The sequence below is a fragment of the Bradyrhizobium sp. TM102 genome (assembly GCF_009176685.1).
GTDB lineage: Bacteria > Pseudomonadota > Alphaproteobacteria > Rhizobiales > Xanthobacteraceae > Bradyrhizobium > Bradyrhizobium ottawaense.
In genome coordinates this window covers 447,709-472,202 of sequence record NZ_AP021855.1, presented here as the reverse complement: position 1 = coordinate 472,202, position 24,494 = coordinate 447,709, and the positions used below count along the sequence as shown (strand labels likewise).

Below are 24,494 nucleotides of genomic sequence, written 5' to 3'. Positions count from 1 at the left end.
ACCGGCTCTAAAATTTGGATATGATCCTTCCCAGGGATCATGCCCAAGCATCGGGAGTGCGAAACGATGCCGCGTTTGTTCACTGGTCTGGAAATCCCGGCCGAAGTCAGCCAGACGCTTTCCAATTTGCGGGGTGGCCTTCCCGGCGCCCGCTGGATCGATCCCGAAAATTATCACGTCACCCTGCGCTTCATCGGCGATATCGACGGCATGTCCGCCAACGAGATCGCATCGATGCTGTTTCGCGTCGACCGCAAGCCGTTCGAGGTGAAGGTGCAGGGGCTCATGAGTTTCGGCGGCCGCAAGCCGCGCGCAGTCGTTGCGACGATCGCGCCGAGCAAGCCGCTGATGGAATTGCAGGCCGAGCTCGAACGGATGATGCAGCGGATCGGTCTCAACCCCGAGGGACGCAAATACATCCCGCATGTGACGCTGGCCCGTCTGCACGATGCCAGCGATCGCGACGTCGCCGATTATCTCTCGCTGCGGGGCTACTTCCCGAGCAAGGCGTTCATGGCCGAGCGCTTCGTGCTGTTCTCGTCGCGGGCATCGACCGGCGGCGGTCCGTACGTGGTCGAGGACGCCTACGAGCTGTGTGAGTGAGAAGCGGCGCACAAGAAGATGGGGCCGTATGGCGCGTAGACGCGTAGCGTCTATCGCCGTCAGAATGGCAATCCGTGTTTGTCATAGGCAACAATTTCGTCTGCCGTCTGGTCGGCTATCACCGGCAGCTCGCTCCAGCGTCGGCGGATCGCGGCCATATCGTCCAAGAGAGCAGTCTTGCGGCGCTGATTGTCGATCCGGCTAAGCCGCTCCTCGATAGCTCGCTTCGTTGCGGTCACAACTGTCTCGCCGGTGAGTTGCGTCAGCTTCCACGCGAGATGCTCAGTCTCGGGGTCCTCGATACTAAGAGTCATGTCAGGAACCTCAAAATAGCCGCTTAACTCTCTGATATTTCAATCATCCGCCCGCACCCGCGTAGATGAGGGTAAGCGCATACGCCCCTTGCGCCAATATACCGTTGCAATTTCCGTCCGTCTCTGGCGGTAAAGGGCCATGCTCTCGACCCCCAGTTCCCCCTTCAGCGAAGCGTATCAGGCCCAGATCGCGTCCGGCGCGATCGAGCCCGATGCCGCGCAGGCCGAGGTCGCCGAGGCCTATGCGGCGCTCGACCAGCGGCTCGCGGCTTACAAGCCCGCGCGCAAGCAGGGCCTGCTCGCTCGCCTGTTCAGCAGTGACAAGGATGAGGCGCCGCGCGGGCTCTACATCCATGGCGAGGTTGGCCGCGGCAAGACCATGCTGATGGATCTGTTCTTCCAGCATGCCTCGGTCGAGCACAAGCGACGGGCGCATTTCCACGAATTCATGGCGGACGTGCATGAGCGCATCTACGACTATCGCCAGAGCATCGCGCGCGGCGAGATCGCCGACGGCGACGTCATCGCGCTGACCGCGAACGCGATCTTCGAGGAGAGCTGGCTGCTCTGCTTCGACGAATTCCACGTCACCGACATCGCGGATGCGATGATCCTCGGACGCCTGTTCGCGAAGTTGTTCGAGCTCGGCACCGTCGTGGTCGCGACCTCCAACGTCGCACCTGACGATCTCTACAAGGGCGGTCTGAACCGCTCGCTGTTCCTGCCCTTCATCAAGCAGATCACCGACCACATGGACGTCGCGCGGCTCGATGCGCGCACCGATTTCCGGTTGGAAAAACTTCAGGGCGTGCCGATGTGGCTGACGCCGGCGGACGCTGATGCGGACGCGGCGCTCGACCGCGCCTGGTCGCGGATGTCGGGCGGCGCCAAATGCCGCTCGCGCGACATTTCGATCAAGGGCCGCATCCTGCACGTGCCATGCTCGGCCCACGGCGTGGCGCGGTTCTCGTTTGCCGATCTCTGCGAGAAGCCGCTGGGGGCATCGGACTACCTCAGGCTGGCGCACGACTATCACACCATCCTGGTCGACCATATTCCAGTGATGGACCAGTCCCAGCGCAACGCCGCCAAGCGCTTCATCACGCTGATCGACGCGCTCTATGACAATGCCGTGAAGCTGATGGCCTCGGGCGACGCCAACCCGATCTCGCTCTACCTTGCCCACGAGGGCGTTGAGGCCATGGAGTTCAAGCGGACGGCGTCGCGCCTGATCGAGATGAGCTCGGAATCCTATCTGGCGCTGGCTCACGGCCGCAAGGATTCCACCGCAAGCGGCTCCACCAAGGGGCTGGTGGAGACTTAAGTCCTATTCCTGTCGAAGGTACCGCTGTCATTCCGGGGCGCGACGAAGGTCGCGAGCCCGGAATCCATCGCGCCACAAAGCTCTGCCGCCCGATGGATTCCGGGCCTGCGCCTGTCGGCGCATCCCGGAATGACGGACCGGTTATGGCTGCTATCGCGCCAAGCCCGACAATTGGGCATCCGGCGACTTGAACGGGGGAGGCGAAAGGGATAACCACCCTCTCAGTTTTCCCCACCTTACGTGTCTAAAGGACAGGCTCACATGGCGCGCGACAAGATTGCTTTGATTGGCTCCGGTCAGATCGGCGGAACGCTGGCTCATCTCATCGGCCTGAAAGAGCTGGGCGACGTGGTGATGTTCGACATCGCCGAAGGCGTGCCGCAGGGCAAGGCGCTCGACATCGCGCAGTCCTCGCCCGTCGACGGCTTCGATGCCCACTACACCGGCGCGAACTCCTATGAAGCGCTCGACAACGCCAAGGTCTGCATCGTCACCGCCGGCGTGCCGCGCAAGCCCGGCATGAGCCGCGACGATCTTCTCTCCATCAACCTCAAGGTCATGGAGCAGGTCGGCGCCGGCATCAAGAAGTACGCCCCCGACGCCTTCGTCATCTGCATCACCAATCCGCTCGACGCGATGGTCTGGGCGCTGCAGAAGGCTTCGGGCCTGCCGCACAAGAAGGTCGTCGGCATGGCCGGCGTGCTGGATTCGGCGCGCTTCCGCTACTTCCTGGCCGACGAGTTCAACGTCTCGGTCGAGGACGTCACCGCCTTCGTGCTCGGCGGCCATGGCGACACCATGGTGCCGCTGGTGAAGTATTCCACCGTCGCCGGCATTCCGCTGCCGGACCTCGTCAAGATGGGCTGGACCTCGCAGGCGCGCCTCGACGAGATCGTCGACCGCACCCGCAACGGCGGCGCCGAGATCGTCAATCTGCTCAAGACCGGCTCGGCCTTCTATGCGCCGGCCGCCTCGGCGATCGCGATGGCCGAGAGCTATCTGCGGGACAAGAAGCGCGTGCTGCCCTCGGCCGCGTACCTGAACGGCGAATACGGCGTGAAGGACATGTATGTCGGCGTGCCCGTCGTGATCGGCTCCAAGGGCGTCGAGCGCGTCGTCGAGATCGAACTCGCCGGCAAGGACCGCGAGGCCTTCGACAAGTCGGTCGGCGCGGTGCAGGGTCTGGTCGACGCCTGCAAGAAGATCGCCCCCGATCTTCTCGGCCGCTAAGGGTCAAGCACTTCCCGCCGAAGCCCGAAAACCGGTCTTCGGCGGTTTCATTTCCGGGGCCCGGTTGTCGGGACAGGCCCCGGGTCGGCAGTCCAAAGATCGATGTCAAAGAATCCCGGTTGCAGTTCCTGTGGTATATGGTATGCCAGCCACAAGACTGAGGTGGGCCCTAGAGGTCACCGCCCGCGGGTTCAGGGAGCGACCATATGAATATCCATGAATATCAGGCCAAAGCGCTGCTGGGTGAGTTCGGCGTGCCGATCTCCAAGGGCGTGCCGGTCCTTAAAGCCGCCGACGCCGAAGCTGCCGCGAAGGCGCTGCCAGGTCCGGTCTATGTGGTGAAGAGCCAGATCCACGCCGGCGGCCGCGGCAAGGGCAAGTTCAAGGAAGCCTCCGCCGGCGACAAGGGCGGCGTCCGCATCGCCAAGTCGGCCGCAGAGGTCACCGAGTTCGCCAAGCAGATGCTCGGCGCCACGCTGGTGACGATCCAGACCGGCGCCGCCGGCAAGCAGGTCAACCGCCTCTACATCGAGGACGGCTCCGACATCGACAAGGAATTCTACCTCTCGATCCTGGTCGACCGCGAGACCTCGCGCGTCTCCTTCGTCGTCTCGACCGAAGGCGGCGTCAACATCGAGGACGTCGCGCACAACAGCCCCGAGAAGATCGTGACCTTCTCGGTCGATCCCGCCACCGGCATCATGGGCCATCACGGCCGCACGGTTGCGAACGCGCTGAAGCTCTCCGGTGATCTCGCCAAGCAGGCCGAGAAGCTCACCGCGCAGCTCTACGCGGCCTTCGTCGCCAAGGACATGTCGATGCTGGAGATCAACCCGCTGGTGGTGACCAAGCAGGGCCAGCTCCGCGTGCTCGACGCCAAGGTGTCGTTCGACGACAACGCGCTGTTCCGTCACCCCGAAGTGCTCGCGCTGCGCGACGAGACCGAGGAAGACGCCAAGGAAATCGAGGCGTCCAAGTACGACCTCAACTACGTCACCCTCGACGGCAACATCGGCTGCATGGTGAACGGCGCCGGTCTCGCCATGGCGACGATGGACATCATCAAGCTCTACGGCATGGCGCCGGCCAACTTCCTCGACGTCGGCGGCAGCGCCAGCAAGGAGAAGGTCGCGGCCGCGTTCAAGATCATCACCGCCGATCCCAACGTGAAGGGCATCCTGGTCAACATCTTCGGCGGCATCATGAAGTGCGACGTGATCGCCGAGGGCGTTACGGCTGCGGTTCGTGAAGTCGGCCTCAGCGTGCCGCTGGTGGTCCGCCTCGAAGGCACCAATGTCGAGCTCGGCAAGAAGATCATCCGGGAATCCGGCCTGAACGTGGTGCCGGCCGACAATCTCGACGACGCCGCGCAGAAGATCGTGAAGGCCGTCAAGGGAGGCTAAGGCCATGGCCCAGGACCATCTCGCCGCATCATCTCCGCTTCCCGAGCACGCGCGCCTCGCCGCGTTCGCCGGCGAATGGGATGGCGAAGAGGTGGTCTTCCCGTCGCGCTGGACGGCGGGCGGGCTGGCAACTTCGCACGTCGTCGCGCGCATGGACCTGAATGGATTTTATCTGATCCAGGACAGTGTCCAGAAGCGGGACGGCCAGCAGATCTTCGCCACCCACGGCATTTTCACCTATGACCGCGACGACCGGACCTACAAATTGTTCTGGTACGACTCGCTCGGCTATACGCCGCCTTCGCCCGCTTCCGGCGGGTGGGTCGGCAAGACCCTGACGCTGGTGCGCGGCTCGCTCCGCGGCAATGCGCGCCACGTCTACGAAATCATCAATGAGGATTCCTACTCGTTGAAGATCCAGTTCTCGCCGGACGCGGAAGGCTGGGCCGACGTGCTCACCGGCGTCTACCGCCGCATCCACTGACCCTCTCACTCTGTTAGTTTCGCGAAAGCAGACCTCATGTCCATCCTGATCGACAAGAACACCAAGGTCATCTGCCAGGGCTTCACCGGCAAGAACGGCACCTTCCACTCGGAAGCCGCGATTGCCTATGGCACCAAGATGGTCGGCGGCACCTCGCCGGGCAAAGGCGGCGCGACGCATCTGGGCCTGCCGGTGTTCGACACCGTGCGCGATGCGCGTGAGAAGACCGGCGCCGATGCATCGGTGATCTACGTGCCGCCGCCGGGTGCGGCCGACGCGATCTGCGAAGCCATCGACGCCGAGATCCCGCTGATCGTCTGCATCACCGAGGGCATTCCTGTCATCGACATGGTGCGCGTGAAGCGCTCGCTCGCGGCTTCCAAGTCGCGCCTGATCGGGCCGAACTGCCCGGGCGTCATGACCGCCGGCGAGTGCAAGATCGGCATCATGCCCGCCAACATCTTTAAGACCGGCTCGGTCGGCATCGTCTCCCGCTCGGGCACGCTGACCTATGAAGCCGTGTTCCAGACCTCCCAGGAGGGTCTCGGCCAGACCACTGCGGTCGGCATCGGCGGCGACCCGGTCAAGGGAACCGAGTTCATCGACGTCCTGGAAATGCTGCTCGCCGACCCCAAGACCGAGTCGATCATCATGATCGGCGAGATCGGCGGTTCCGCCGAGGAGGACGCCGCCCAGTTCCTCAAGGACGAGGCCAAGCGCGGCCGCAAGAAGCCGATGGTCGGCTTCATCGCCGGTGTCACCGCCCCTCCCGGCCGCCGCATGGGCCATGCCGGTGCGATCATCTCGGGCGGCAAGGGCGACGCCGGTTCCAAGACCGAAGCGATGAAATCGGCTGGGATTACAGTGTCTCCGTCGCCCGCCCGCCTCGGCCATACGCTTGCCGAAAAGTTGAAAGGCTAATTCACTTCTTCGTACTTTTCCGGGCGAAGTTTCGCAGCAAATAGGGTAAAGGGTGCCTGTCGCGCCGAGCCTCTGCCGGGGAGCTCGGTGCCAGCGCCGTTTGTTATGCGCGAACCGAAATCGCCAGGAACTCAAGTATGTCTCGCCAGGACGCGAACGCAGCCTTTGCCTTGTCCTCCTTTTTGCAGGGCACCAACGCCACCTACATCGACGAAATCTACGCCCGCTACGAGAAGGACCCGTCCTCGGTCGACGCCGAGTGGCAGGAGTTCTTCAAGAGCCTGAACGACCAGCCCGCCGACGTCCGGAAGAACGCCGCGGGCCCATCCTGGGAGCGCGCCAACTGGCCGCTGACCCCGCAGGACGATCTCACCTCCGCCCTCGACGGCAACTGGGCCGAAGTCGAGAAGGCGGTCGGTGCCAAGATCGCCGCCAAGGCGCAGGCAAAGGGAGGCGACAAAGGCGCCGGCCTCTCCTCCGCCGACCTGCTCCAGGCGACGCGCGATTCCGTCCGCGCCCTGATGCTGATCCGCTCCTACCGCATGCGCGGTCACTTCCACGCCAAGCTCGATCCGCTCGGCATCGAAGCTCCGCGCAACCGCGAAGAGCTCGATCCGCGCACCTACGGCTTCAGCGAAGCCGATTTCGACCGCAAGATCTTCCTCGATCACGTGCTCGGTCTCGAATACGGCACGCTGCGCGAGATCACCGCGATCTGCGAGCGCACCTATTGCCAGACGCTCGGCGTCGAATTCATGCACATCAGCAACGCCGCGCAGAAGGCCTGGATCCAGGAGCGCATCGAGGGTCCGGACAAGGAGATCTCGTTCACCCGCGAAGGCCGCAGAGCCATCCTGACCAAGCTGGTCGAAGCCGAAGGTTTTGAAAAGTTCTGCGACACCAAGTTCACCGGCACCAAGCGCTTCGGTCTCGACGGCGCTGAATCGCTGATCCCGGCGCTCGAGCAGATCATCAAGCGCGGTGGCAATCTCGGCGTGAAGGAGATCGTGCTGGGCATGCCGCATCGCGGCCGCCTCAACGTGCTGACGCAGGTGATGGGCAAGGCGCACCGCGCCCTGTTCCACGAGTTCAAGGGCGGCTCGGCCAACCCCGACGCGGTCGAAGGCTCGGGCGACGTCAAATATCACCTCGGCGCATCCTCGGACCGCGAGTTCGACGGCAACCGCATCCATCTGTCGCTGACCGCCAATCCCTCGCATCTCGAGATCGTCGATCCCGTCGTGCTCGGCAAGGTGCGTGCGAAGCAGGACCAGCACGGCGATCCGCCGGACATGCGCATCTCCGTCATGCCGCTGCTGATGCACGGCGACGCCGCGTTCGCCGGCCAGGGCGTGGTCGCCGAATGCTTCGGTCTGTCCGACCTGAAGGGCTACCGCACCGGCGGCTCCGTGCACTTCATCGTCAACAACCAGATCGGCTTCACCACCTATCCGCGTTACTCGCGCTCCTCGCCCTATCCGTCGGATGTGGCGAAGATGATCGACGCGCCGATCTTCCACGTGAACGGCGACGATCCGGAAGCCGTCGTGTTCGCGGCCAAGGTCGCGACCGAGTTCCGGCAGAAATTCCACAAGCCCGTCGTCATCGACATGTTCTGCTACCGCAGGCATGGCCACAACGAGGGCGACGAGCCGGCCTTCACCCAGCCGGTGATGTACAAGCGCATCGCCGCGCATCCCTCGACGCTCGAGCTCTACGCTCGCCGCCTGATCGGCGAAGGCGTGATGACCCAGGGCGAGGTCGACAAGGCCAAGGCCGACTGGCGCGCCCGGCTTGATGCCGAGTTCGAGGCCGGCACCTCCTACAAGCCGAACAAGGCCGACTGGCTCGACGGCAAGTGGGCGGGCTTCAAGATCGCCGACCAGGAAGAGGACGCCCGCCGCGGCGTCACCGGCGTCGATTTGCCTGTTCTGAAGGACATTGGCCGCAAGATCACCAAGGTGCCTGACGGCTTCCGCGTCCACCGCACCATCCAGCGCTTCCTGGAAAACCGCGCCAAGGCGATCGACGGCAACGCGGGCATCGACTGGGCGACCGGCGAGGCGCTGGCGTTCTGCACGCTGCTGCAGGAAAACCATCACGTCCGCCTGTCCGGACAGGATTCCGAGCGCGGCACCTTCTCGCAGCGCCACTCGGTCCTGATCGACCAGGAGGACGAGAGCCGCTACACGCCGTTCAACCATCTCGGCAACGAGCAGGGCCATTACGAGGTCATCAACTCGCTGCTGTCGGAGGAAGCCGTGCTCGGCTTCGAATACGGCTACTCGCTCGCCGAGCCGAACACGCTGACGCTCTGGGAAGCCCAGTTCGGCGACTTCGCCAACGGCGCGCAGGTCGTGTTCGACCAGTTCATCTCCTCGGGCGAGCGCAAATGGCTGCGCATGTCCGGCCTCGTCTGCCTCCTGCCGCACGGCTATGAGGGGCAGGGACCGGAGCACTCCTCGGCGCGCCTCGAGCGCTACCTGCAGATGTGTGCCGAAGACAACATGCAGGTGGTCTACCCGACCACGCCGGCGAACTACTTCCACGTGCTGCGGCGCCAGCTTCATCGCGAAATCCGCAAGCCGCTGATCGTGATGACGCCCAAGTCGCTGCTGCGTCACAAGCGGGCAGTGTCGCGCATCGAGGAACTTGCGAAGGACACGACCTTCCACCGCATCCTCTATGATGACGCCCAGATGCTGCCGAACGAAGCCGTCAAGCTCGTTCCGGACGAGAAGGTCCGCCGCATCGTGCTGTGCTCCGGCAAGGTCTATTACGACCTCTACGAGGAGCGCGAGAAGCGCGGCATCGACGACATCTATCTGATGCGCGTCGAGCAGCTCTATCCGGTGCCGCTGAAGGCGCTGGTGGCCGAGCTGTCGCGCTTCAAGAAGGCCGAAGTGGTGTGGTGCCAGGAAGAGCCCCGCAACATGGGTGCCTGGCACTTCATCGAGCCCTATCTGGAATGGGTGCTGAACCAGGTGAACGGCGTGAGCCGGCGTCCGCGTTATGTCGGCCGCGCCGCTTCCGCCGCGACCGCCACTGGTCTGATGTCCAAGCATCAGGCGCAGTTGAAGGCGTTCCTGGACGAAGCACTGAGCTGAACTTTTTTAACTGCGTCATGCCCCGCTCGGAAGAGCGGGGCATCCAGTAGGTCGCGACTGCGAACGTCCCGGCTCGCTGGATGGCTTGCTTTTCGCGGGCCATTGACGACCGACTTATGACCGCACCGGCGATCCCTTAAGGAAAAGACCATGACTGAAATTCGTGTGCCGACGCTCGGCGAATCCGTCACCGAGGCCACCATCGGCCGCTGGTTCAAGAAGGCCGGCGACCCCGTCGCCGTCGACGAGCCCTTGGTGGAGCTCGAGACCGACAAGGTCACCATCGAGGTCCCGGCGCCCTCCGCCGGCACGCTGAGCGAGATCATCGCCGCCGATGGCGCCACCGTCGCGGTCGGCGCGCTGCTCGGCCAGATCACGGAAGGCGCCGCAGGCGCTGCCAAGCCCGCCGCTGCTCCCGCCAAGCCCGCCGCTGCCGCTCCTGCCGCCGCTGCTGCTTCCGCCCCGGCCCCGGCCGCGAAGGCGCCGCCGGCCGACGCACCGCTCGCCCCGTCCGTGCGCAAGCTCTCGGCTGAGACCGGCGTCGATGCCTCCACCGTTCCGGGCTCCGGCAAGGACGGCCGCGTCACCAAGGGCGACATGCTCGCCGCGATCGAGCGTGCGGCCTCCGCGCCGACCCCGGTCAACCAGCCCGCCGCCGCCGTGCAGATGCGCAGCCCGTCACCGGCCGACGATGCCGCCCGCGAAGAGCGCGTCAAGATGACCCGGCTGCGCCAGACCATCGCGCGCCGCCTCAAGGACGTGCAGAACACCGCGGCCATGCTGACGACCTTCAACGAGGTCGACATGACCAACGTGATGGCGCTGCGCGCCCACTACAAGGATGCGTTCGAGAAGAAGCACGGCTCCAAGCTCGGCTTCATGGGCTTCTTCACCAAGGCCGTCGTGCAGGCGCTGAAGGACATCCCGGCCGTCAACGCCGAGATCGACGGCACCGATTTGATCTACAAGAACTACTACCACATCGGCGTCGCCGTCGGCACCGACAAGGGCCTCGTCGTGCCCGTGGTGCGCGACTGCGACCACAAGTCGATCGCTGACATCGAGAAGGGCATCGCCGATTTCGGCCGCCGCGCCCGTGACGGTCAGCTCAAGATCGACGAGATGCAGGGCGGCACCTTCACCATCACCAATGGCGGCATCTACGGCTCGCTGATGTCGACCCCGATCCTGAACGCGCCGCAGTCCGGCATCCTCGGCATGCACAAGATCCAGGAGCGGCCGATGGTCGTCGGCGGCAAGATCGAGGTCCGCCCGATGATGTATCTGGCACTGTCCTATGATCACCGCGTGATCGACGGCAAGGAAGCCGTCACCTTCCTGGTTCGCGTCAAGGAGAGCCTGGAAGATCCGGCGCGCCTGGTGCTCGATCTCTGATCCCTGATGCTCTGCGAGCGCCGTCGCCATTCGCGACGGCGCGTGTCGAACCATGGAGGCGCGCGTGACGGATAAAGTCGTTGTCATCACCGGCGGCAGCCGCGGCATCGGGCGGGCGACTGCGATTGCGGCGGCCGCGCGCGGCTTTCGTGTCGTGGTCGGTTACGCCAGCAACAAGAAGGCCGCCGACGAGGTGGTCGCGCTGATCGAGGCCAGCAATGGCAAGGCGATCGCGGTGAAATGCGATGTGGCCGAGGAAAGCGACATCCTCGCGCTGTTCAAGGCGGCCGACAAGTTCGGCACGTTAGGGGCGCTCGTCAACAATGGCGGCATCGTCGGCCAGAGCGGCGTGCGGGTCGACGAGATGTCGGCCGAGCGCATCCAGCGCGTCATGGCGGTCAACGTCACCGGGTCGATCCTCTGCGCGCGCGAAGCGGTGAAGCGGATGTCGACCAAGCACGGCGGCAACGGCGGCGTCATCGTCAATCTGTCGTCGGTCGCCGCCAAGCTCGGCTCGCCCAACACCTATGTCGATTACGCCGCGTCCAAGGGCGCGGTGGATTCCTTCACCATCGGTCTTGGCCATGAAGTCGCAGCCGAAGGCATCCGCGTCGCCGCGATCCGCCCCGGCCTGATCGACACCGAAATCCACGCCGCCGGCGGCGAGCCCGATCGCGCCCATCGTCTGGCCCATCTGGTGCCGATGAAGCGCGTCGGCACATCGGATGAAATCGCCAATGCCATCGTCTGGCTGATGTCGGACGAGGCCTCCTATGTCACCTCAGCCATTCTCGATGTGTCCGGCGGACGCTGACGCACCGGCGGACGCTGACACATCCTCATCACGCCTAACCTTACGGGACTTTCTCTCATGGCTACCTACGATCTCGTCGTCATCGGCACCGGACCGGGCGGTTATGTCTGCGCGGTGCGCGCAGCCCAGCTCGGCATGAAAGTCGCCGTGGTCGAAAAGAACGCAACCCTCGGCGGCACCTGCCTCAATGTCGGCTGCATGCCGTCGAAGGCGCTGCTGCACGCGTCCGAGATGTTCGAGGAAGCCGGGCACTCCTTCGCCAAGATGGGCGTGTCGGTCTCCTCGCCGAAGCTCGATCTTCCCGCGATGATGAACTTCAAGCAGCAGGGCATCGACGGCAACGTCAAGGGCGTCGAGTTCCTGATGAAGAAGAACAAGATCGACGTGCTCAAGGGCACCGGCAAGATCTTGGGGACCGGCAAGGTCGCGGTCTCCGCCGACGGCAAGTCGCAGACGATCGAAACGAAGAGCATCGTGATCGCGACCGGTTCGGACATCGCGCGCCTCAAGGGCATCGAGATCGACGAGAAGCGCATCGTGTCCTCGACCGGCGCGCTGTCGCTCGACAAGGTGCCCGGCAAGCTCTTGATCGTCGGCGCCGGCGTGATCGGCCTCGAGCTCGGCTCGGTCTGGCACCGTCTCGGCGCCGAAGTCGTCGTCGTCGAATTCCTGGATCGCATCCTGCCCGGCATGGACGGCGAGATCGCCAAGCAATTCCAGCGCATCCTGGAAAAGCAGGGCTTTGCGTTCAAGCTCGGCGCCAAGGTCACCGCGGTCGACAGCTCAGGCAAGACGCTGAAGGCGACCATCGAGCCCGCCGCCGGCGGCGCCGCCGAGACGCTGGAAGCCGACGTCGTTCTGGTCTGTATCGGCCGCGTGCCCTACACCGACGCGCTCGGCCTGAAGGAGGCCGGCGTCGCGCTGGACAATCGTGGCCGCGTGCAGATCGATCCGCACTTCGCCACCAGCCTGAAGGGCGTCTATGCCATCGGCGACGTCGTCGCAGGCCCGATGCTCGCGCACAAGGCCGAGGATGAAGGCGTGGCGGTGGCCGAGATCATCGCCGGCCAGGCCGGCCACGTGAATTACGATGTGATCCCAGGCGTCGTGTATACCACGCCGGAAGTGTCCTCCGTCGGCAAGACCGAGGAGGAACTGAAGCAGGCGGGCGTGGCTTATACCGTCGGGAAATTTCCCTTTACCGCCAACGGCCGCTCCAAGGTCAACCAGACCACTGACGGCTTTGTGAAGATTCTCGCAGATGCGAAGACCGATCGCGTGCTCGGCGTGCACATTATCGGCCGCGAAGCCGGCGAAATGATCCATGAGGCCTGTGTTCTCATGGAGTTTGGCGGCAGTGCGGAGGATCTCGCGCGCACCTGCCACGCGCATCCAACCCGCTCGGAGGCCATCAAGGAAGCCGCGCTTGCAGTCGGCAAGCGGGCCATCCATATGTAGCCAAGCGCCCAGCGCCGAATCGGGCGGGAAACACATGCTGCGCCGCCTTCTTCAACCGGTCTGGGTCCTGCTTGCGATCGTCTTCCTGATCGAAGCCTGGCTGTGGGACCATCTCGAGCCGATCGTTGCGCGGGTTGTCGCAGCCGTCCCGCTCGCACGTTTCAAGCAATGGCTGACGGAGCGCGTCGATGCGCTGTCGCCGGCCATGACGCTGATCGTGTTCGCGGTCCCCATCGTCCCGCTGTTTCCGCTCAAGCTGGTCGGCCTGTGGCTGCTCACGCATGAATACTGGACCAGTGCGGTCTTCACGATCGTTTTCGCGAAGCTGCTCGGCGTCGGCGTCACCGCCTTCGTGTTCGACGTGACGCGCGACAAGCTTTTGGAGATGCACTGGTTCGAGCGGATCTACGATCTGGTGATGAAGGTCCGCGCCAAGGCCGCCGAGCTGGTCGACCCGATCAAGCGCCGTATCCGCGAGCTGATCGCCGGCAACGGCGAGGGCTGGTCGTCACGCACGCTGCGTGTGATCCAGCGTTTCAGGAAGAGCGTGCACCAGGCGCGGTGATCTCTGACCGTCACCCTGAGGCGGCCGCTTCTTCAGCGGCCCTCGAAGGGCGACGGCCCGAATGTTTCCATGCAGCCATAGCGGTGGCCGTTCATCCTTCGAGGCTCCCCGCGCGATGCTGTGCCTCGCGCGCCTCGCACCTCAGGATGACGGAGTTCGTAGCGCGGCCGCCTGCGCCAACTAATGCAAATGCACCAGATGCGGCCACCACAGGCCGAGCGCGGTCATGAGCAGGCCGCCGAGCGTCAGGATGCCGGCGACATAGGCCAGCGCGAACATGCCGGTGATGATGGTGGCCGAGGCCAGCACGATGCCGATCTGGAAGGCGGCCGAGGCCAGCTCGAAGTGATGGTATTTCGCGGTCGCCTCGTCGCGCTCGTGCTCGGCATGCTTGGCCTTCTCGGCGAGCTGCTCGGTGCCTTCGCCGGTCTCGGGCTCGGAGCGGTAGCGCTGCGCGGTCTTGGTCCAGTCGTCGATCTGCTTCTGCACCGTCGCCTTCATGGCGTCGTCGGTGGTGCCGGCCAGCGTCAGCTTGCCCTGCTCGGCCGCGGTCACCACCACGGTACGGCGGATGCTCTTGGCCTGGAAGAACGCCCAGAGATTGGCGCCCTCGACGTTCTTGCTGATGGATTCGGTCTGGGCGCCCTTGCCGAGCGTCTCCGAGATCGCCAGGAACAGCGCCAGCACGGCGATCAGGAGCGCGATCTTCTTGTTCGAGCCGGACGCGTGTTCGGCGTGCTCGGCATGCTCCATGCTTTCATGTGCGCTCATCAGTCTCTCCTGCCTCGGTTCCGCAACGATTGACCGAACCGCGCGGCGAGCGCAAGAGGCACGCTCGCTGTGACAGCTTCATGTCAGGAATCAGTGGCGTTCAGCGCCTTGGATGCGCGCTGGCATAGACTTCCAGCAGGCGCTCGGAATCGATTCCGGTATAGATCTGCGTGGTCGAGAGCGAGGAATGGCCGAGCAATTCCTGGATGGCGCGTAAGTCCCCGCCGCGTGACAACAGATGCGTGGCGAAGGAATGCCGGAGCGCGTGCGGCGTCGCGCTGTCGGGCAGGCCGAGTGCGCCGCGCAGCCGCTCCATCGCGAGCTGGATGATGCGTGGGCTCAAGGGCCCGCCGCGCGCGCCGACGAAGATGGGGCCCTCGGCGGGCAACGGATACGGGCACATCGCGACGTATTCCTGCACGAGCTCGAGCACGTTCTGCAGCACCGGCACCATGCGGGTCTTGTTGCCTTTGCCGGTCACGATCAGCACGTCGCCCTCGCCGGGACGCGGCACCTCGCGGCGCTTCAGCCCGAGCGCTTCGGAGATGCGCAGGCCGGAGCCGTAGAGCAACGCCATCACGGCAGCGTCGCGCGCCAAAATCCAGGTCTCGCGATCCTCGCCGGCCCGCTCGTCGGCATCGGCAAGGCGCTTGGCCGATGCCATCGGCAGCGGCTTCGGCAAGGTCTTGGCCACCTTCGGCGCGCGGATCGCCGAGAGTGCGCCGACCTTGCCCTTGCCCTCGCGCTCGAGGAAGCGGCCGAAGGAGCGCAGGCCCGCCAGCGCGCGCATCAAGCTGCGGCCGGCAATGTCGTCGGCGCGGCGCATTGCCATGAAGGCGCGGACGTCGGTGGCTTCCAGCGCGGCGAAGCGCTCAAGCGTCACGCGTTCCCCCCAGTGGCTGCAGAGGAAATCCAGGCACTGCCGCAAGTCGCGGCCATAGGCTTCCAGCGTCTTCGGCGACAACCGCCGCTCGGCGCCGAGATGCGACAGCCAGCGCGTCATCTCCTGCGCGATCGAGGGATCGGCGCTGGCGAGCTCGATTTGTGGGGCGACGGCTTTGCTCATGCGCACTGGACGTGGTGATTCCACCCAGTATATCGCATCACACCCGTTTATCGTTCGCTAAGGCCGCCTCAGGGCGCTAGCCTTGAGGCCCCCGGTTCCGATTCTTCGTTCATGGATCACACCTCGCGCAGCACCACCGCCCCCACCAACGCGACCGGCATGGTCGACGTGCTGGTGCCGGTCGCGCTCGACCAGACCTATTCCTACAAGGTGCCGCGCGGGATGGAGCTGAAGGCGGGCGATCTCGTCGCCGTGCCGCTCGGGCCGCGCGAGGTGCTGGCCGTGGTCTGGGGAGAGAACGCCAATCCCGATCCGCGCCTGCACAACCGTCTCAAGGAGGTCAACGAGAAGCTCGATATCCCGCCGCTCAAGCCCGAGCTGCGGTCCGTGGTCGACTGGGTCGCCAATTACACGCTGAGCCCGCGCGGCATGGTGCTGCGCATGTGCCTGCGGATGGGCGAGAATCTCGGCCCCGAGCGGGTGCGCCCCGGCGTGCGCCTGGTCGGCGACCCGCCGAAAAGACTGACGCCGGCGCGCCAGCGCGTGATCGAGGTGCTGTCGGACCGGCTGCTCCACGGCAAGTCCGAAGCCGCCAAGGAAGCCGGCGTCTCCTCAGGCGTGATCGACGGGCTCGTCGACGAGGGCACGCTCACGGTCGAGCCGATGCCGCCGCCTCCGCCGCCGCCGGTGCCCGATCCGGATTTCGGCCGGCCGGACTTTACCCCGCTGCAGCGCGCCGCGGTCGACACGATGCACGCGCTCGCCGCCAACGGCACCTTCCATGTCGCATTGCTCGACGGCGTCACCGGCTCCGGCAAGACCGAGGTCTATTTCGAGGCGATCGCGGAAGCCATCCGCCGCGGCAGGCAATCGCTGATCCTGATGCCGGAGATCGCGCTCACCGGCCAGTTCCTCGATCGCTTCGCGCAACGTTTCGGCGTACGGCCGATCGAATGGCATTCCGAGCTGACGCCGCGCACGCGCGCGCGGAACTGGGCGGCGATCTCGGGAGGGAGCGCGCCGGTCGTGGTCGGCGCACGCTCGGCGCTGTTTCTCCCCTACGCCAATCTCGGGCTGATCGTCGTCGATGAGGAGCACGACCAGGCCTACAAGCAGGACGAGGGCGTGCATTATCACGCCCGCGACATGGCGGTGGTGCGCGCGCATATCGCCAAGATCCCGGTCGTGCTGGCCTCGGCGACGCCGTCGGTCGAGTCCGAGGTCAATGCGCGCAAGAACCGCTATCAGCGCATCGCGCTGCCCTCGCGCTTCGGTGGCCAGCACATGCCGCATATCGAGGCCATCGACATGCGCCGCGAGCCGCCGGCGCGCGGCCGCTTCATCTCGCCGCGGCTCGCCGGGGAGATCAGAAAAGCGATCGAGAAACGCGAGCAGGCGCTGCTGTTCCTCAATCGCCGCGGCTATGCGCCGCTGACCCTGTGCCGCGGCTGCGGCCATCGCTTCGCCTGCACCATCTGCGATGCCTGGCTGGTCGATCACCGTTTCCGTCAGCGCCTGGTCTGCCATCATTGCGGCTTCTCGATGCCGCGTCCGCATCTCTGCCCGAATTGCTCGGCCGAGGAATCGCTGGTCGCGGTCGGCCCGGGCGTCGAGCGCCTGCAGGAGGAGGCGGCGGCGCTGTTTCCGCAGGCGCGCACCATGGTGCTGTCGAGCGATCTCATCACCTCGATCGAGACGATGCGCTCGGAGCTTGCCGAGATCGCGGAGGGCCGCGTCGACATCATCATCGGCACGCAGCTCGTGGCCAAGGGCCACAATTTCCCGCGGCTCAATCTGGTCGGCGTGGTCGATGCGGATCTTGGTCTTTCCAACGGCGATCCGCGTGCGGCGGAACGCACCTGGCAATTGCTCAACCAGGTGATCGGCCGCGCCGGGCGCGAGCAGGGCCGCGGCGTCGGCTATCTCCAGACCCACCAGCCCGATCATCCCGTGATGAAGGCGCTGATCGCCTGCGACCGCGAGGCCTTTTACGACAGCGAGATCGATCTGCGCGAACGCACGCTGTATCCGCCGTTCGGCCGGCTCGCCAGCCTGATCATCTCCGCCGGCGACCGCCCGAGCGCCGAGGGTCTCGGCCGCCGCCTCGTCGCGCTCGCCCCGCGCGACGAGCGCGTGGTGGTGCTGGGACCTGCGGAAGCGCCGCTCGCCGTGATCAAGGGCCGCTACCGCTTCCGCATCCTGGTGAAATCGGCGCGCGGTTTCGATCTGTCGGACTATTTGCGCAATTGGCTCGCCGTCTGCCCGAAGCCGACGGGCAATCAGAAGCTAGAGGTGGACGTCGACCCGCAGAGCTTTTTGTAAGAGTCCGTCGCGGCCACATCCTCAGTCGTCATTCCGGGGCGCGCGAAGCGCGAGCCCGGAATCCATTTATCCGCCAATTCTGTCGCCCGATGGATTCCGGGCTCGCGACTTCGTCGCGCCCCGGAATGACGCAGGCAACAAAAAGCCCGCGGTCCCCCAAGACCGCGGGCTTGTTTCATGCGCGCATCAAACTGATGAAAACTGCGCGCGCTCGATGAGACGCTTTGTTGCGCCTTAGGAGACGACTTCCGCGGTGACGCGGCCGACGCCGGCGCCGGTGAGGCCGATGGCGCGGGCAGCGCCCGTGGAGAGGTCGAGAACCCGGCCGCGAATGAACGGGCCGCGGTCATTGATGGTGACGACAACGCTCTGGCCGCGGTGGGTGACGCGCAGCTTGGTGCCGAACGGCAGCGAGCGGTGCGCCGCGGTCAGGGCGTTCTGGTTGAAGCGCTGGCCCGAGGCGGTGCGGCTGCCGGACTCGTTGCCGTAAAAGGAGGCCATGCCGGAGAAGCTGTGGCCCGTGCCCGAGGTCGGCGTCATCGACGCATTGGCGTTGCGCCAATCGGAGGTCGCGTTGGTATCGGTCTGAGCGTGGTGGCGGTGATGATGATGCCGGTGATGCCGGGATTTGGCGGAAGCCTCGGTGGCAGTTCCACCGATGAGGAGAGTTGCGGCAATGAAAGCGATCGCCGTACGCGGCCGGGTCACAACGCCCAGCGTCTTCAAAGACAGCATTTAGTGGTCCCTAAGCTAGTATTGCCACATATGTGGCTAGTGGAGCCCCCATCAGTTTGTGAGCGGGTTGGCGTTTCGATTCCTAATGAGGCGTGAATTGGGCAGTAAATCCATTCTGTGTCGTCATGAAACATCTTGTTACCGCGACGAGATATTCAGCGGATGTTCCGTAATCTTCGCCTTTAACGATTTGTTAATTCACTTAATACTTCGAAATACTGTAAAAACGAAGTCATCACCTTGAGCATTTAGAATTGGGTAAGTATTCGGCGAGTGGAGCCGGCGAGGCGGGAATCACGCCTCAGCGATCCGTGTTCATGGCCGCTATGCGCTGAGAGCAGGAACCAACAAGGCGAGACACGGCAGAACCCCCGCGACAATTCCGTGACGGGCACCTCGTCACCATGTCCCTGCTCAAGTCCCTGATAGCGGTCGTCGGATCGGGTAGTGATCGATGCATCCAGCGTGCGACGAACTGGCGACAGAACCTCGTGCCTTTAATTTGGCGTCATGTTGCACCTGCGCGCCTGCTATGTTAGCAAAGCCGCGATTTTAACGGATCCGGCACGTCCCGTGTCGGCCGGAAATCGAAGTCCCGCTTGAATTCCAAGGGCTTGGATCGCTTGGCGCCGCTTTGTGGCGACGGTTTTTCCCTTGCGAGTTTGACAGCAAAAAGAGCGCGTCTGTGGCTGCAGAAGATACGTCCGTTTCAGGTGTGTCCGGCCGTTATGCAACGGCCTTGTTTGAACTGGCCCGCGACCAGAAAGTGGTCGACGAGGTCAAAGCCGATCTCGAGAAATTCGAGGCCATGCTGAACGAGAGCGCCGATCTGAGGCGCCTCGTCCGCAGCCCGGTTTTCGCAGCCGATGCCCAGTCCAAGGCCCTGTCGGCCGTGCTGGCCAAGGCCGGCATCGCCGGCATCTCCGCCAATTTCCTGAAAGTCCTGACCGCCAATCGCCGCCTGTTCGTGGTGACTGACGTCATTCGCGCCTACCGGGCCCTGGTCGCCAGGTTCAAGGGCGAGGTGACGGCCGACGTCACCGTGGCGGAAACGCTTTCGGACAAGAATCTCGACGCCCTCAAGGTTGCCCTGAAGTCGGTGACCGGCAAGGACGTCGCGCTCAACGTGAATGTCGATCCCTCGATCATCGGTGGCCTCGTCGTCAAGCTCGGCAGCCGCATGATCGATAGTTCGCTTCGCACCAAACTCAATTCGATCAAGCACGCGATGAAAGAGGCAGGCTGATGGACATCCGCGCCGCGGAAATTTCCGCGATCCTCAAGGACCAGATCAAGAATTTCGGCCAGGAAGCTGAAGTCTCCGAAGTCGGACAGGTGCTGTCCGTCGGCGACGGTATCGCTCGCGTCTACGGTCTGGACAACGTCCAGGCCGGCGAAATGGTCGAGTTCGAGAACGGCACCCGCGGCATGGCGCTGAACCTCGAAACCGACAACGTCGGCGTCGTGATCTTCGGCGGCGACCGTGAGATCAAGGAAGGCCAGACCGTCAAGCGCACCCGCGCCATCGTGGACGCGCCGGTCGGCAAGGGCCTGCTCGGCCGCGTCGTTGACGCACTCGGCAATCCGATCGACGGCAAGGGCCCGATCCAGGCCGACAAGCGCATGCGCGTCGACGTCAAGGCGCCCGGCATCATTCCGCGCAAGTCGGTGAGCGAGCCGATGGCGACCGGCCTCAAGGCGATCGACGCCCTGATCCCGATCGGCCGCGGCCAGCGCGAACTGATCATCGGCGACCGTCAGACCGGCAAGACCGCGATCGCGCTCGACACCATCCTGAACCAGAAGCCGCTCAACGCGCAGCCCGACGAGAACATCAAGCTGTACTGCGTCTACGTCGCGGTCGGCCAGAAGCGCTCGACGGTTGCCCAGTTCGTGAAGGTGCTGGAAGAGCAGGGCGCGCTCGAATATTCGATCGTCGTCGCCGCCACCGCGTCGGATCCGGCGCCGATGCAGTACATCGCGCCGTTCACCGCCTGCACCATGGGCGAGTTCTTCCGCGACAACGGCATGCACGCGGTCATCATCTATGACGATCTGTCCAAGCAGGCCGTCGCCTACCGCCAGATGTCGCTGCTGCTGCGCCGCCCGCCGGGCCGCGAAGCCTATCCGGGCGACGTGTTCTATCTGCATTCCCGTCTGCTCGAGCGCGCGGCCAAGCTCAGCAAGGATCACGGCTCGGGCTCGCTGACCGCACTGCCGGTCATCGAAACCCAGGCCAACGACGTGTCGGCCTACATTCCGACCAACGTCATCTCGATCACCGACGGCCAGATCTTCCTGGAAACCGACCTGTTCTTCCAGGGCATCCGTCCCGCGGTGAACGTCGGTCTGTCGGTGTCGCGCGTCGGCTCCTCGGCGCAGACCAAGGCCACCAAGAAGGTCGCCGGCAAGATCAAGGGCGAGCTGGCGCAGTACCGCGAAATGGCGGCTTTCGCGCAGTTCGGCTCCGACTTGGACGCCTCGACCCAGCGCCTGCTGAACCGCGGCTCGCGCCTGACCGAGCTCCTGAAGCAGCCGCAGTTCGCGCCGCTGAAGATGGAAGAGCAGGTCTGCGTGATCTGGGCCGGCACCAACGGCTATCTCGATCCGCTCCCGGTCAACAAGGTGCGCGCGTTCGAGGACGGCCTGCTGTCGCTGCTGCGCGGTAAGAACGTCGAGATCCTCAATTCGATCCGCGACACCCGCGACCTCTCCGACGACGTGGCTGCCAAGCTGAAGTCGGTTGTCGAAGGTTTTGCGAAGAGCTTCGCGTAAGAAAGAACCGTCGCGGCCGGGCTAAAGCGCGAAGCGCGTCTTCGCAATTGAAGTCCCGGCCATCCACGTCTAGCGACGTGTGAGACGGCACGTGGATGCCCGGGACGAGCCCGGGCATGACGACTGGGATAGGCTAGCGGCTTGATCCAAGAGATCGAACCGCCGGGGTGAACGAAGAATGGCGTCACTTAAAGACATGCGCGTGCGCATCGCCTCCACCAAGGCGACGCAAAAGATCACCAAGGCCATGCAGATGGTCGCTGCGTCCAGGTTGCGCCGCGCCCAACAGGCGGCCGAAGCTGCGCGCCCCTATGCCGACAAGATGAGCGCGGTGATCTCCAACATAGCCAGCGCTGCCGCCGGTTCGCCCGGCGCGCCGGCGCTGCTTGCCGGCACCGGCAAGGACCAGGTTCACCTGCTGCTGGTCTGCACCGGCGAGCGCGGCCTGTCCGGCGCCTTCAACTCCTCGATCGTGCGTCTCGCGCGCGATCGTGCCCAGGCGCTGATGGCGCAGGGCAAGGAAGTCAAATTCTTCTGTGTCGGCCGCAAGGGCTATGAGCAGCTCCGCCGCCAGTTCGACAAGCAGATCGTCGAACATCTCGACCTGCGCAGCGTTCGTCAGCTCGGTTTCGTCAACGCCGAGGACATCGCCAGGAAGGTGCTGGCCCGTTTCGAGAACGGCGAGTTCGACGTCTGCACGCTGTTCTACGCGCAGTTCAAGTCGGTGATCGCCCAGATCCCGACCGCGCAGCAGATCATCCCGCTGGTCGTGGAAGAAAAGGCGGCGAATGCGCCGACGACGTCCTACGAATATGAGCCGGAGGAGGACGAACTCCTTTCGGGCCTGTTGCCACGCAACATCGCGGTGCAGATCTTCCGCGCGCTGCTGGAGAACACCGCTTCGTTCTACGGCGCGCAGATGAGCTCGATGGACAACGCCACCCGCAACGCCGGCGAAATGATCCGCAAGCAAACCCAGATCTACAACCGAACCCGTCAAGCCCAGATCACCAAGGAGCTGATCGAGATCATCTCCGGCGCCGAGGCGGTCTGACGCACGAATTCAACGACGGTCGTTCAAGTACAGAATTTCGAAGGAGAGCTTCATGGCTACAGCAGCTAACCCGGTCGGTCGCGTCACCCAGGTCATGGGCGCCGTCGTCGACGTTCAGTTCGAGGGCCACCTCCCGGCCATTCTCAATTCGCTGGAAACCAAGAACGGCAACATCCGCCTCGTGCTGGAAGTTGCGCAGCATCTCGGTGAGTCCACCGTCCGCACGATCGCGATGGACGTGACCGAAGGTCTGGTGCGCGGCCAGGAAGTGACCGACACCGGCCAGCCGATCCGCGTTCCCGTCGGCGAAGGCACCCTCGGCCGCATCATCAACGTCATCGGCGAGCCGATCGACGAAGCCGGCCCGGTCAACGCCGAAGGCCTGCGCCCCATCCATCAGGACGCGCCGAGCTACACCGACCAGTCGACCGAAGCTGAAATTCTGGTCACCGGCATCAAGGTCGTCGATCTCCTGGCTCCCTATGCGAAGGGCGGCAAGATCGGCCTGTTCGGCGGCGCCGGCGTCGGCAAGACCGTGCTGATCCAGGAGCTGATCAACAACGTCGCGAAGGCGCACGGCGGTTACTCCGTGTTCGCCGGCGTCGGCGAGCGTACCCGCGAGGGCAACGACCTCTACCACGAGTTCATCGAATCCAAGGTCAACGCCGATCCGAAGAATCCGGATCCGAGCGTGAAGTCGAAGTGCGCGCTGGTGTTCGGCCAGATGAACGAGCCGCCCGGCGCCCGCGCCCGCGTCGCGCTCACGGGTCTCACCATCGCGGAAGACTTCCGCGACAAGGGCCAGGACGTGCTGTTCTTCGTCGACAACATCTTCCGCTTCACCCAGGCCGGCTCGGAAGTGTCGGCGCTGCTCGGCCGCATTCCTTCGGCGGTGGGTTATCAGCCGACGCTCGCCACCGACATGGGCGCGCTGCAGGAGCGCATCACCACCACGCAGAAGGGTTCGATCACCTCGGTGCAGGCCATCTACGTTCCGGCCGACGACTTGACCGACCCGGCGCCCGCGACCTCGTTCGCGCATCTTGACGCGACCACCACGCTGTCGCGCTCGATCGCCGAAAAGGGCATCTATCCGGCGGTGGACCCGCTGGACTCGACCTCGCGCATGCTCTCCCCGCTGGTCGTCGGCGAGGAGCACTACGCGGTTGCCCGTCAGGTCCAGCAGGTGCTGCAGCGCTACAAGGCGCTCCAGGACATCATCGCCATTCTCGGCATGGACGAGCTTTCGGAAGAAGACAAGCTGACGGTGGCGCGCGCCCGCAAGGTCGAGCGCTTCATGTCGCAGCCGTTCCACGTCGCCGAAATCTTCACGGGATCGCCGGGCAAGTTCGTCGAGCTCGCCGACACCATCAAGGGCTTCAAGGGCCTGGTGGAAGGCAAGTACGACCACCTGCCCGAAGCCGCCTTCTACATGGTCGGCACGATCGAAGAAGCCGTCGAGAAGGGCAAGAAGCTGGCGGCGGAAGCCGCCTAAGCTGGCGAATAGCGAATAGGGAGTGGCGAATAGCTGCTCCCTGTTTCAAGCAATCGCCATTCGCTACTCACCATTCGCAGGTTTGTTATGGCCACCTTCCACTTCGATCTCGTCTCTCCGGAAAAGCTCGCCTTCTCGGGCGAGGTCGATCAGGTCGACATCCCCGGCGTCGAGGGTGATTTCGGCGTGCTGGCAGGGCATGCGCCGGTCGTGGCCGCGATCCGTCCGGGCATCCTCACCATCACCACCGCTGGCCGCCATGAGAAGGTCATCGTGCTCGGCGGTCTCGCCGAAGTCTCCGAAAAGGGCCTGACCGTGCTCGCCGACGTCGCGACATCGCTGGCCGAGCTCGACCGCGCCCAGTTCGCCGCGACCGTCTCGGAGATGGAAGAGGGGCTGAAGGAGCACGAAGGCAGCGAGCTCGATCAGGCGATCGAGCGGCTCGACCACTTCAAGAGCATCCAGCAGCAGCTCAACTCGACGGCTATGCACTAAGCCCCGGGGCACCGCTCCGGGGCTCGAACGAGAATTCCTGCAAGACATTCCCTGACCAAAGTGCAGCGCTCGTCACACCCGTGGCGGGCGCTGAAACTTTGTTGCACCCCGCCGCCGATAACGGCATTCTGCCGGTGCGAATTTGGTCCGGGGGCCGGTGGCG

Annotated in this window: 21 protein-coding genes; 17 read left to right on the top strand and 4 right to left on the bottom strand. The window is 64.6% G+C overall.

What is annotated here, in order from left to right; genetic code table 11:
• Positions 1–66 precede the first annotated feature (66 nt).
• Positions 67–603, top strand: coding sequence for an RNA 2',3'-cyclic phosphodiesterase (gene thpR / locus GDN70_RS02195; protein ID WP_038972614.1), 537 nt, complete (start codon positions 67–69; stop codon positions 601–603).
• A gap of 59 nt (positions 604–662) precedes the next feature.
• Here the strand turns inward: thpR and GDN70_RS02190 are convergent, their stop codons facing one another.
• Positions 663–917, bottom strand: a complete 255-nt coding sequence (locus tag GDN70_RS02190) for a type II toxin-antitoxin system VapB family antitoxin (RefSeq protein ID WP_038972613.1) — start codon at positions 915–917, stop codon at positions 663–665.
• A gap of 139 nt (positions 918–1,056) precedes the next feature.
• On the opposite strand from GDN70_RS02190, the gene zapE reads away from it, so the two are divergent.
• The 10 genes from zapE (at position 1,057) to GDN70_RS02140 (ending at position 13,618) form a co-directional block, all read left to right on the top strand.
• Positions 1,057–2,241: a cell division protein ZapE gene (gene zapE, locus GDN70_RS02185; RefSeq protein WP_152102103.1), complete on the top strand. Its 1,185-nt coding sequence runs from the start codon at positions 1,057–1,059 to the stop codon at positions 2,239–2,241.
• Positions 2,242–2,502: 261 nt separating this feature from the next.
• Positions 2,503–3,471, top strand: a complete 969-nt coding sequence (gene mdh / locus GDN70_RS02180; protein WP_008145224.1) for a malate dehydrogenase — start codon at positions 2,503–2,505, stop codon at positions 3,469–3,471.
• A gap of 206 nt (positions 3,472–3,677) precedes the next feature.
• A complete protein-coding gene (sucC, locus tag GDN70_RS02175; protein WP_038972611.1) occupies positions 3,678–4,874 on the top strand; it encodes an ADP-forming succinate--CoA ligase subunit beta in 1,197 nt (398 codons plus the stop codon).
• A 4-nt stretch (positions 4,875–4,878) separates the two neighbouring features.
• Complete coding sequence (locus GDN70_RS02170) at positions 4,879–5,358, top strand: DUF1579 family protein (RefSeq protein WP_028139219.1); 480 nt, start codon at positions 4,879–4,881, stop codon at positions 5,356–5,358.
• A 36-nt stretch (positions 5,359–5,394) separates the two neighbouring features.
• Complete coding sequence (sucD, locus tag GDN70_RS02165) at positions 5,395–6,279, top strand: succinate--CoA ligase subunit alpha (protein WP_028139218.1); 885 nt, start codon at positions 5,395–5,397, stop codon at positions 6,277–6,279.
• Between the two features lie 137 nt (positions 6,280–6,416).
• Positions 6,417–9,386 (top strand): 2-oxoglutarate dehydrogenase E1 component, encoded by a 2,970-nt coding sequence (locus tag GDN70_RS02160; protein ID WP_028139217.1) that lies wholly within the window; start codon positions 6,417–6,419, stop codon positions 9,384–9,386.
• Between the two features lie 150 nt (positions 9,387–9,536).
• Positions 9,537–10,781 carry a 2-oxoglutarate dehydrogenase complex dihydrolipoyllysine-residue succinyltransferase gene (gene odhB, locus GDN70_RS02155; RefSeq protein ID WP_028139216.1) on the top strand — a complete coding sequence of 415 codons (1,245 nt, stop codon included), beginning with the start codon at positions 9,537–9,539 and terminating at the stop codon, positions 10,779–10,781.
• A gap of 64 nt (positions 10,782–10,845) precedes the next feature.
• The gene (locus tag GDN70_RS02150; RefSeq protein WP_028139215.1) at positions 10,846–11,595 is read left to right on the top strand and encodes an SDR family oxidoreductase; all 750 of its coding nucleotides are present in this window, start codon (positions 10,846–10,848) and stop codon (positions 11,593–11,595) included.
• A 57-nt stretch (positions 11,596–11,652) separates the two neighbouring features.
• Positions 11,653–13,053, top strand: a complete 1,401-nt coding sequence (gene lpdA, locus GDN70_RS02145) for a dihydrolipoyl dehydrogenase (RefSeq protein WP_028139214.1) — start codon at positions 11,653–11,655, stop codon at positions 13,051–13,053.
• A 34-nt stretch (positions 13,054–13,087) separates the two neighbouring features.
• Positions 13,088–13,618 carry a hypothetical protein gene (locus GDN70_RS02140; RefSeq protein WP_028139213.1) on the top strand — a complete coding sequence of 177 codons (531 nt, stop codon included), beginning with the start codon at positions 13,088–13,090 and terminating at the stop codon, positions 13,616–13,618.
• Positions 13,619–13,798: 180 nt separating this feature from the next.
• On the opposite strand, the gene GDN70_RS02135 is transcribed toward GDN70_RS02140, so the two are convergent.
• Both GDN70_RS02135 and GDN70_RS02130 read right to left on the bottom strand, forming a co-directional pair.
• Positions 13,799–14,389, bottom strand: a complete 591-nt coding sequence (locus GDN70_RS02135; protein ID WP_028139212.1) for a DUF4337 domain-containing protein — start codon at positions 14,387–14,389, stop codon at positions 13,799–13,801.
• 100 nt (positions 14,390–14,489) lie between these two features.
• Entirely contained in the window at positions 14,490–15,455 is a 966-nt protein-coding gene (locus tag GDN70_RS02130) for a tyrosine recombinase XerC (protein ID WP_028139211.1), read from the bottom strand.
• 111 nt (positions 15,456–15,566) lie between these two features.
• Between GDN70_RS02130 and GDN70_RS02125 the strand changes: the two genes are divergently transcribed.
• Positions 15,567–17,777, top strand: a complete 2,211-nt coding sequence (locus GDN70_RS02125) for a primosomal protein N' (protein ID WP_152102102.1) — start codon at positions 15,567–15,569, stop codon at positions 17,775–17,777.
• Positions 17,778–18,011: 234 nt separating this feature from the next.
• On the opposite strand, the gene GDN70_RS02120 is transcribed toward GDN70_RS02125, so the two are convergent.
• Positions 18,012–18,512 (bottom strand): septal ring lytic transglycosylase RlpA family protein, encoded by a 501-nt coding sequence (locus tag GDN70_RS02120; RefSeq protein ID WP_152102101.1) that lies wholly within the window; start codon positions 18,510–18,512, stop codon positions 18,012–18,014.
• A 685-nt stretch (positions 18,513–19,197) separates the two neighbouring features.
• Here GDN70_RS02120 and GDN70_RS02115 point away from each other — a divergent pair.
• The 5 genes from GDN70_RS02115 to GDN70_RS02090 all read left to right on the top strand — a co-directional run bounded on the left by GDN70_RS02115 (position 19,198) and on the right by GDN70_RS02090 (position 24,331).
• The gene (locus tag GDN70_RS02115) at positions 19,198–19,758 is read left to right on the top strand and encodes a F0F1 ATP synthase subunit delta (protein WP_152102100.1); all 561 of its coding nucleotides are present in this window, start codon (positions 19,198–19,200) and stop codon (positions 19,756–19,758) included.
• Positions 19,758–21,287 carry a F0F1 ATP synthase subunit alpha gene (atpA, locus tag GDN70_RS02110; RefSeq protein ID WP_028139207.1) on the top strand — a complete coding sequence of 510 codons (1,530 nt, stop codon included), beginning with the start codon at positions 19,758–19,760 and terminating at the stop codon, positions 21,285–21,287. Before GDN70_RS02115 ends, atpA begins: the two co-directional genes overlap by 1 nt.
• A 178-nt stretch (positions 21,288–21,465) precedes the next feature.
• Positions 21,466–22,341 carry a F0F1 ATP synthase subunit gamma gene (locus tag GDN70_RS02100; RefSeq protein WP_095425477.1) on the top strand — a complete coding sequence of 292 codons (876 nt, stop codon included), beginning with the start codon at positions 21,466–21,468 and terminating at the stop codon, positions 22,339–22,341.
• Between the two features lie 52 nt (positions 22,342–22,393).
• The gene (atpD, locus tag GDN70_RS02095) at positions 22,394–23,836 is read left to right on the top strand and encodes a F0F1 ATP synthase subunit beta (RefSeq protein WP_018318856.1); all 1,443 of its coding nucleotides are present in this window, start codon (positions 22,394–22,396) and stop codon (positions 23,834–23,836) included.
• Between the two features lie 87 nt (positions 23,837–23,923).
• Complete coding sequence (locus GDN70_RS02090; protein ID WP_028139205.1) at positions 23,924–24,331, top strand: F0F1 ATP synthase subunit epsilon; 408 nt, start codon at positions 23,924–23,926, stop codon at positions 24,329–24,331.
• The last annotated feature ends 163 nt before the right edge of the window (positions 24,332–24,494 follow it).

What these genes read in the sequence shown, in the direction of transcription:
- thpR (WP_038972614.1), top strand. Translation starts at nt 67, where the DNA reads ATGCCGCGTTTGTTCACTGGTCTGGAAATCCCGGCCGAAGTCAGCCAG.
- GDN70_RS02190 (WP_038972613.1), bottom strand. Translation starts at nt 917, where the DNA reads ATGACTCTTAGTATCGAGGACCCCGAGACTGAGCATCTCGCGTGGAAG.
- zapE (WP_152102103.1), top strand. Translation starts at nt 1,057, where the DNA reads ATGCTCTCGACCCCCAGTTCCCCCTTCAGCGAAGCGTATCAGGCCCAG.
- mdh (WP_008145224.1), top strand. Translation starts at nt 2,503, where the DNA reads ATGGCGCGCGACAAGATTGCTTTGATTGGCTCCGGTCAGATCGGCGGA.
- sucC (WP_038972611.1), top strand. Translation starts at nt 3,678, where the DNA reads ATGAATATCCATGAATATCAGGCCAAAGCGCTGCTGGGTGAGTTCGGC.
- GDN70_RS02170 (WP_028139219.1), top strand. Translation starts at nt 4,879, where the DNA reads ATGGCCCAGGACCATCTCGCCGCATCATCTCCGCTTCCCGAGCACGCG.
- sucD (WP_028139218.1), top strand. Translation starts at nt 5,395, where the DNA reads ATGTCCATCCTGATCGACAAGAACACCAAGGTCATCTGCCAGGGCTTC.
- GDN70_RS02160 (WP_028139217.1), top strand. Translation starts at nt 6,417, where the DNA reads ATGTCTCGCCAGGACGCGAACGCAGCCTTTGCCTTGTCCTCCTTTTTG.
- odhB (WP_028139216.1), top strand. Translation starts at nt 9,537, where the DNA reads ATGACTGAAATTCGTGTGCCGACGCTCGGCGAATCCGTCACCGAGGCC.
- lpdA (WP_028139214.1), top strand. Translation starts at nt 11,653, where the DNA reads ATGGCTACCTACGATCTCGTCGTCATCGGCACCGGACCGGGCGGTTAT.
- GDN70_RS02140 (WP_028139213.1), top strand. Translation starts at nt 13,088, where the DNA reads ATGCTGCGCCGCCTTCTTCAACCGGTCTGGGTCCTGCTTGCGATCGTC.
- GDN70_RS02135 (WP_028139212.1), bottom strand. Translation starts at nt 14,389, where the DNA reads ATGAGCGCACATGAAAGCATGGAGCATGCCGAGCACGCCGAACACGCG.
- GDN70_RS02130 (WP_028139211.1), bottom strand. Translation starts at nt 15,455, where the DNA reads ATGAGCAAAGCCGTCGCCCCACAAATCGAGCTCGCCAGCGCCGATCCC.
- GDN70_RS02125 (WP_152102102.1), top strand. Translation starts at nt 15,567, where the DNA reads ATGGATCACACCTCGCGCAGCACCACCGCCCCCACCAACGCGACCGGC.
- GDN70_RS02120 (WP_152102101.1), bottom strand. Translation starts at nt 18,512, where the DNA reads ATGCTGTCTTTGAAGACGCTGGGCGTTGTGACCCGGCCGCGTACGGCG.
- atpA (WP_028139207.1), top strand. Translation starts at nt 19,758, where the DNA reads ATGGACATCCGCGCCGCGGAAATTTCCGCGATCCTCAAGGACCAGATC.
- GDN70_RS02100 (WP_095425477.1), top strand. Translation starts at nt 21,466, where the DNA reads ATGGCGTCACTTAAAGACATGCGCGTGCGCATCGCCTCCACCAAGGCG.
- atpD (WP_018318856.1), top strand. Translation starts at nt 22,394, where the DNA reads ATGGCTACAGCAGCTAACCCGGTCGGTCGCGTCACCCAGGTCATGGGC.
- GDN70_RS02090 (WP_028139205.1), top strand. Translation starts at nt 23,924, where the DNA reads ATGGCCACCTTCCACTTCGATCTCGTCTCTCCGGAAAAGCTCGCCTTC.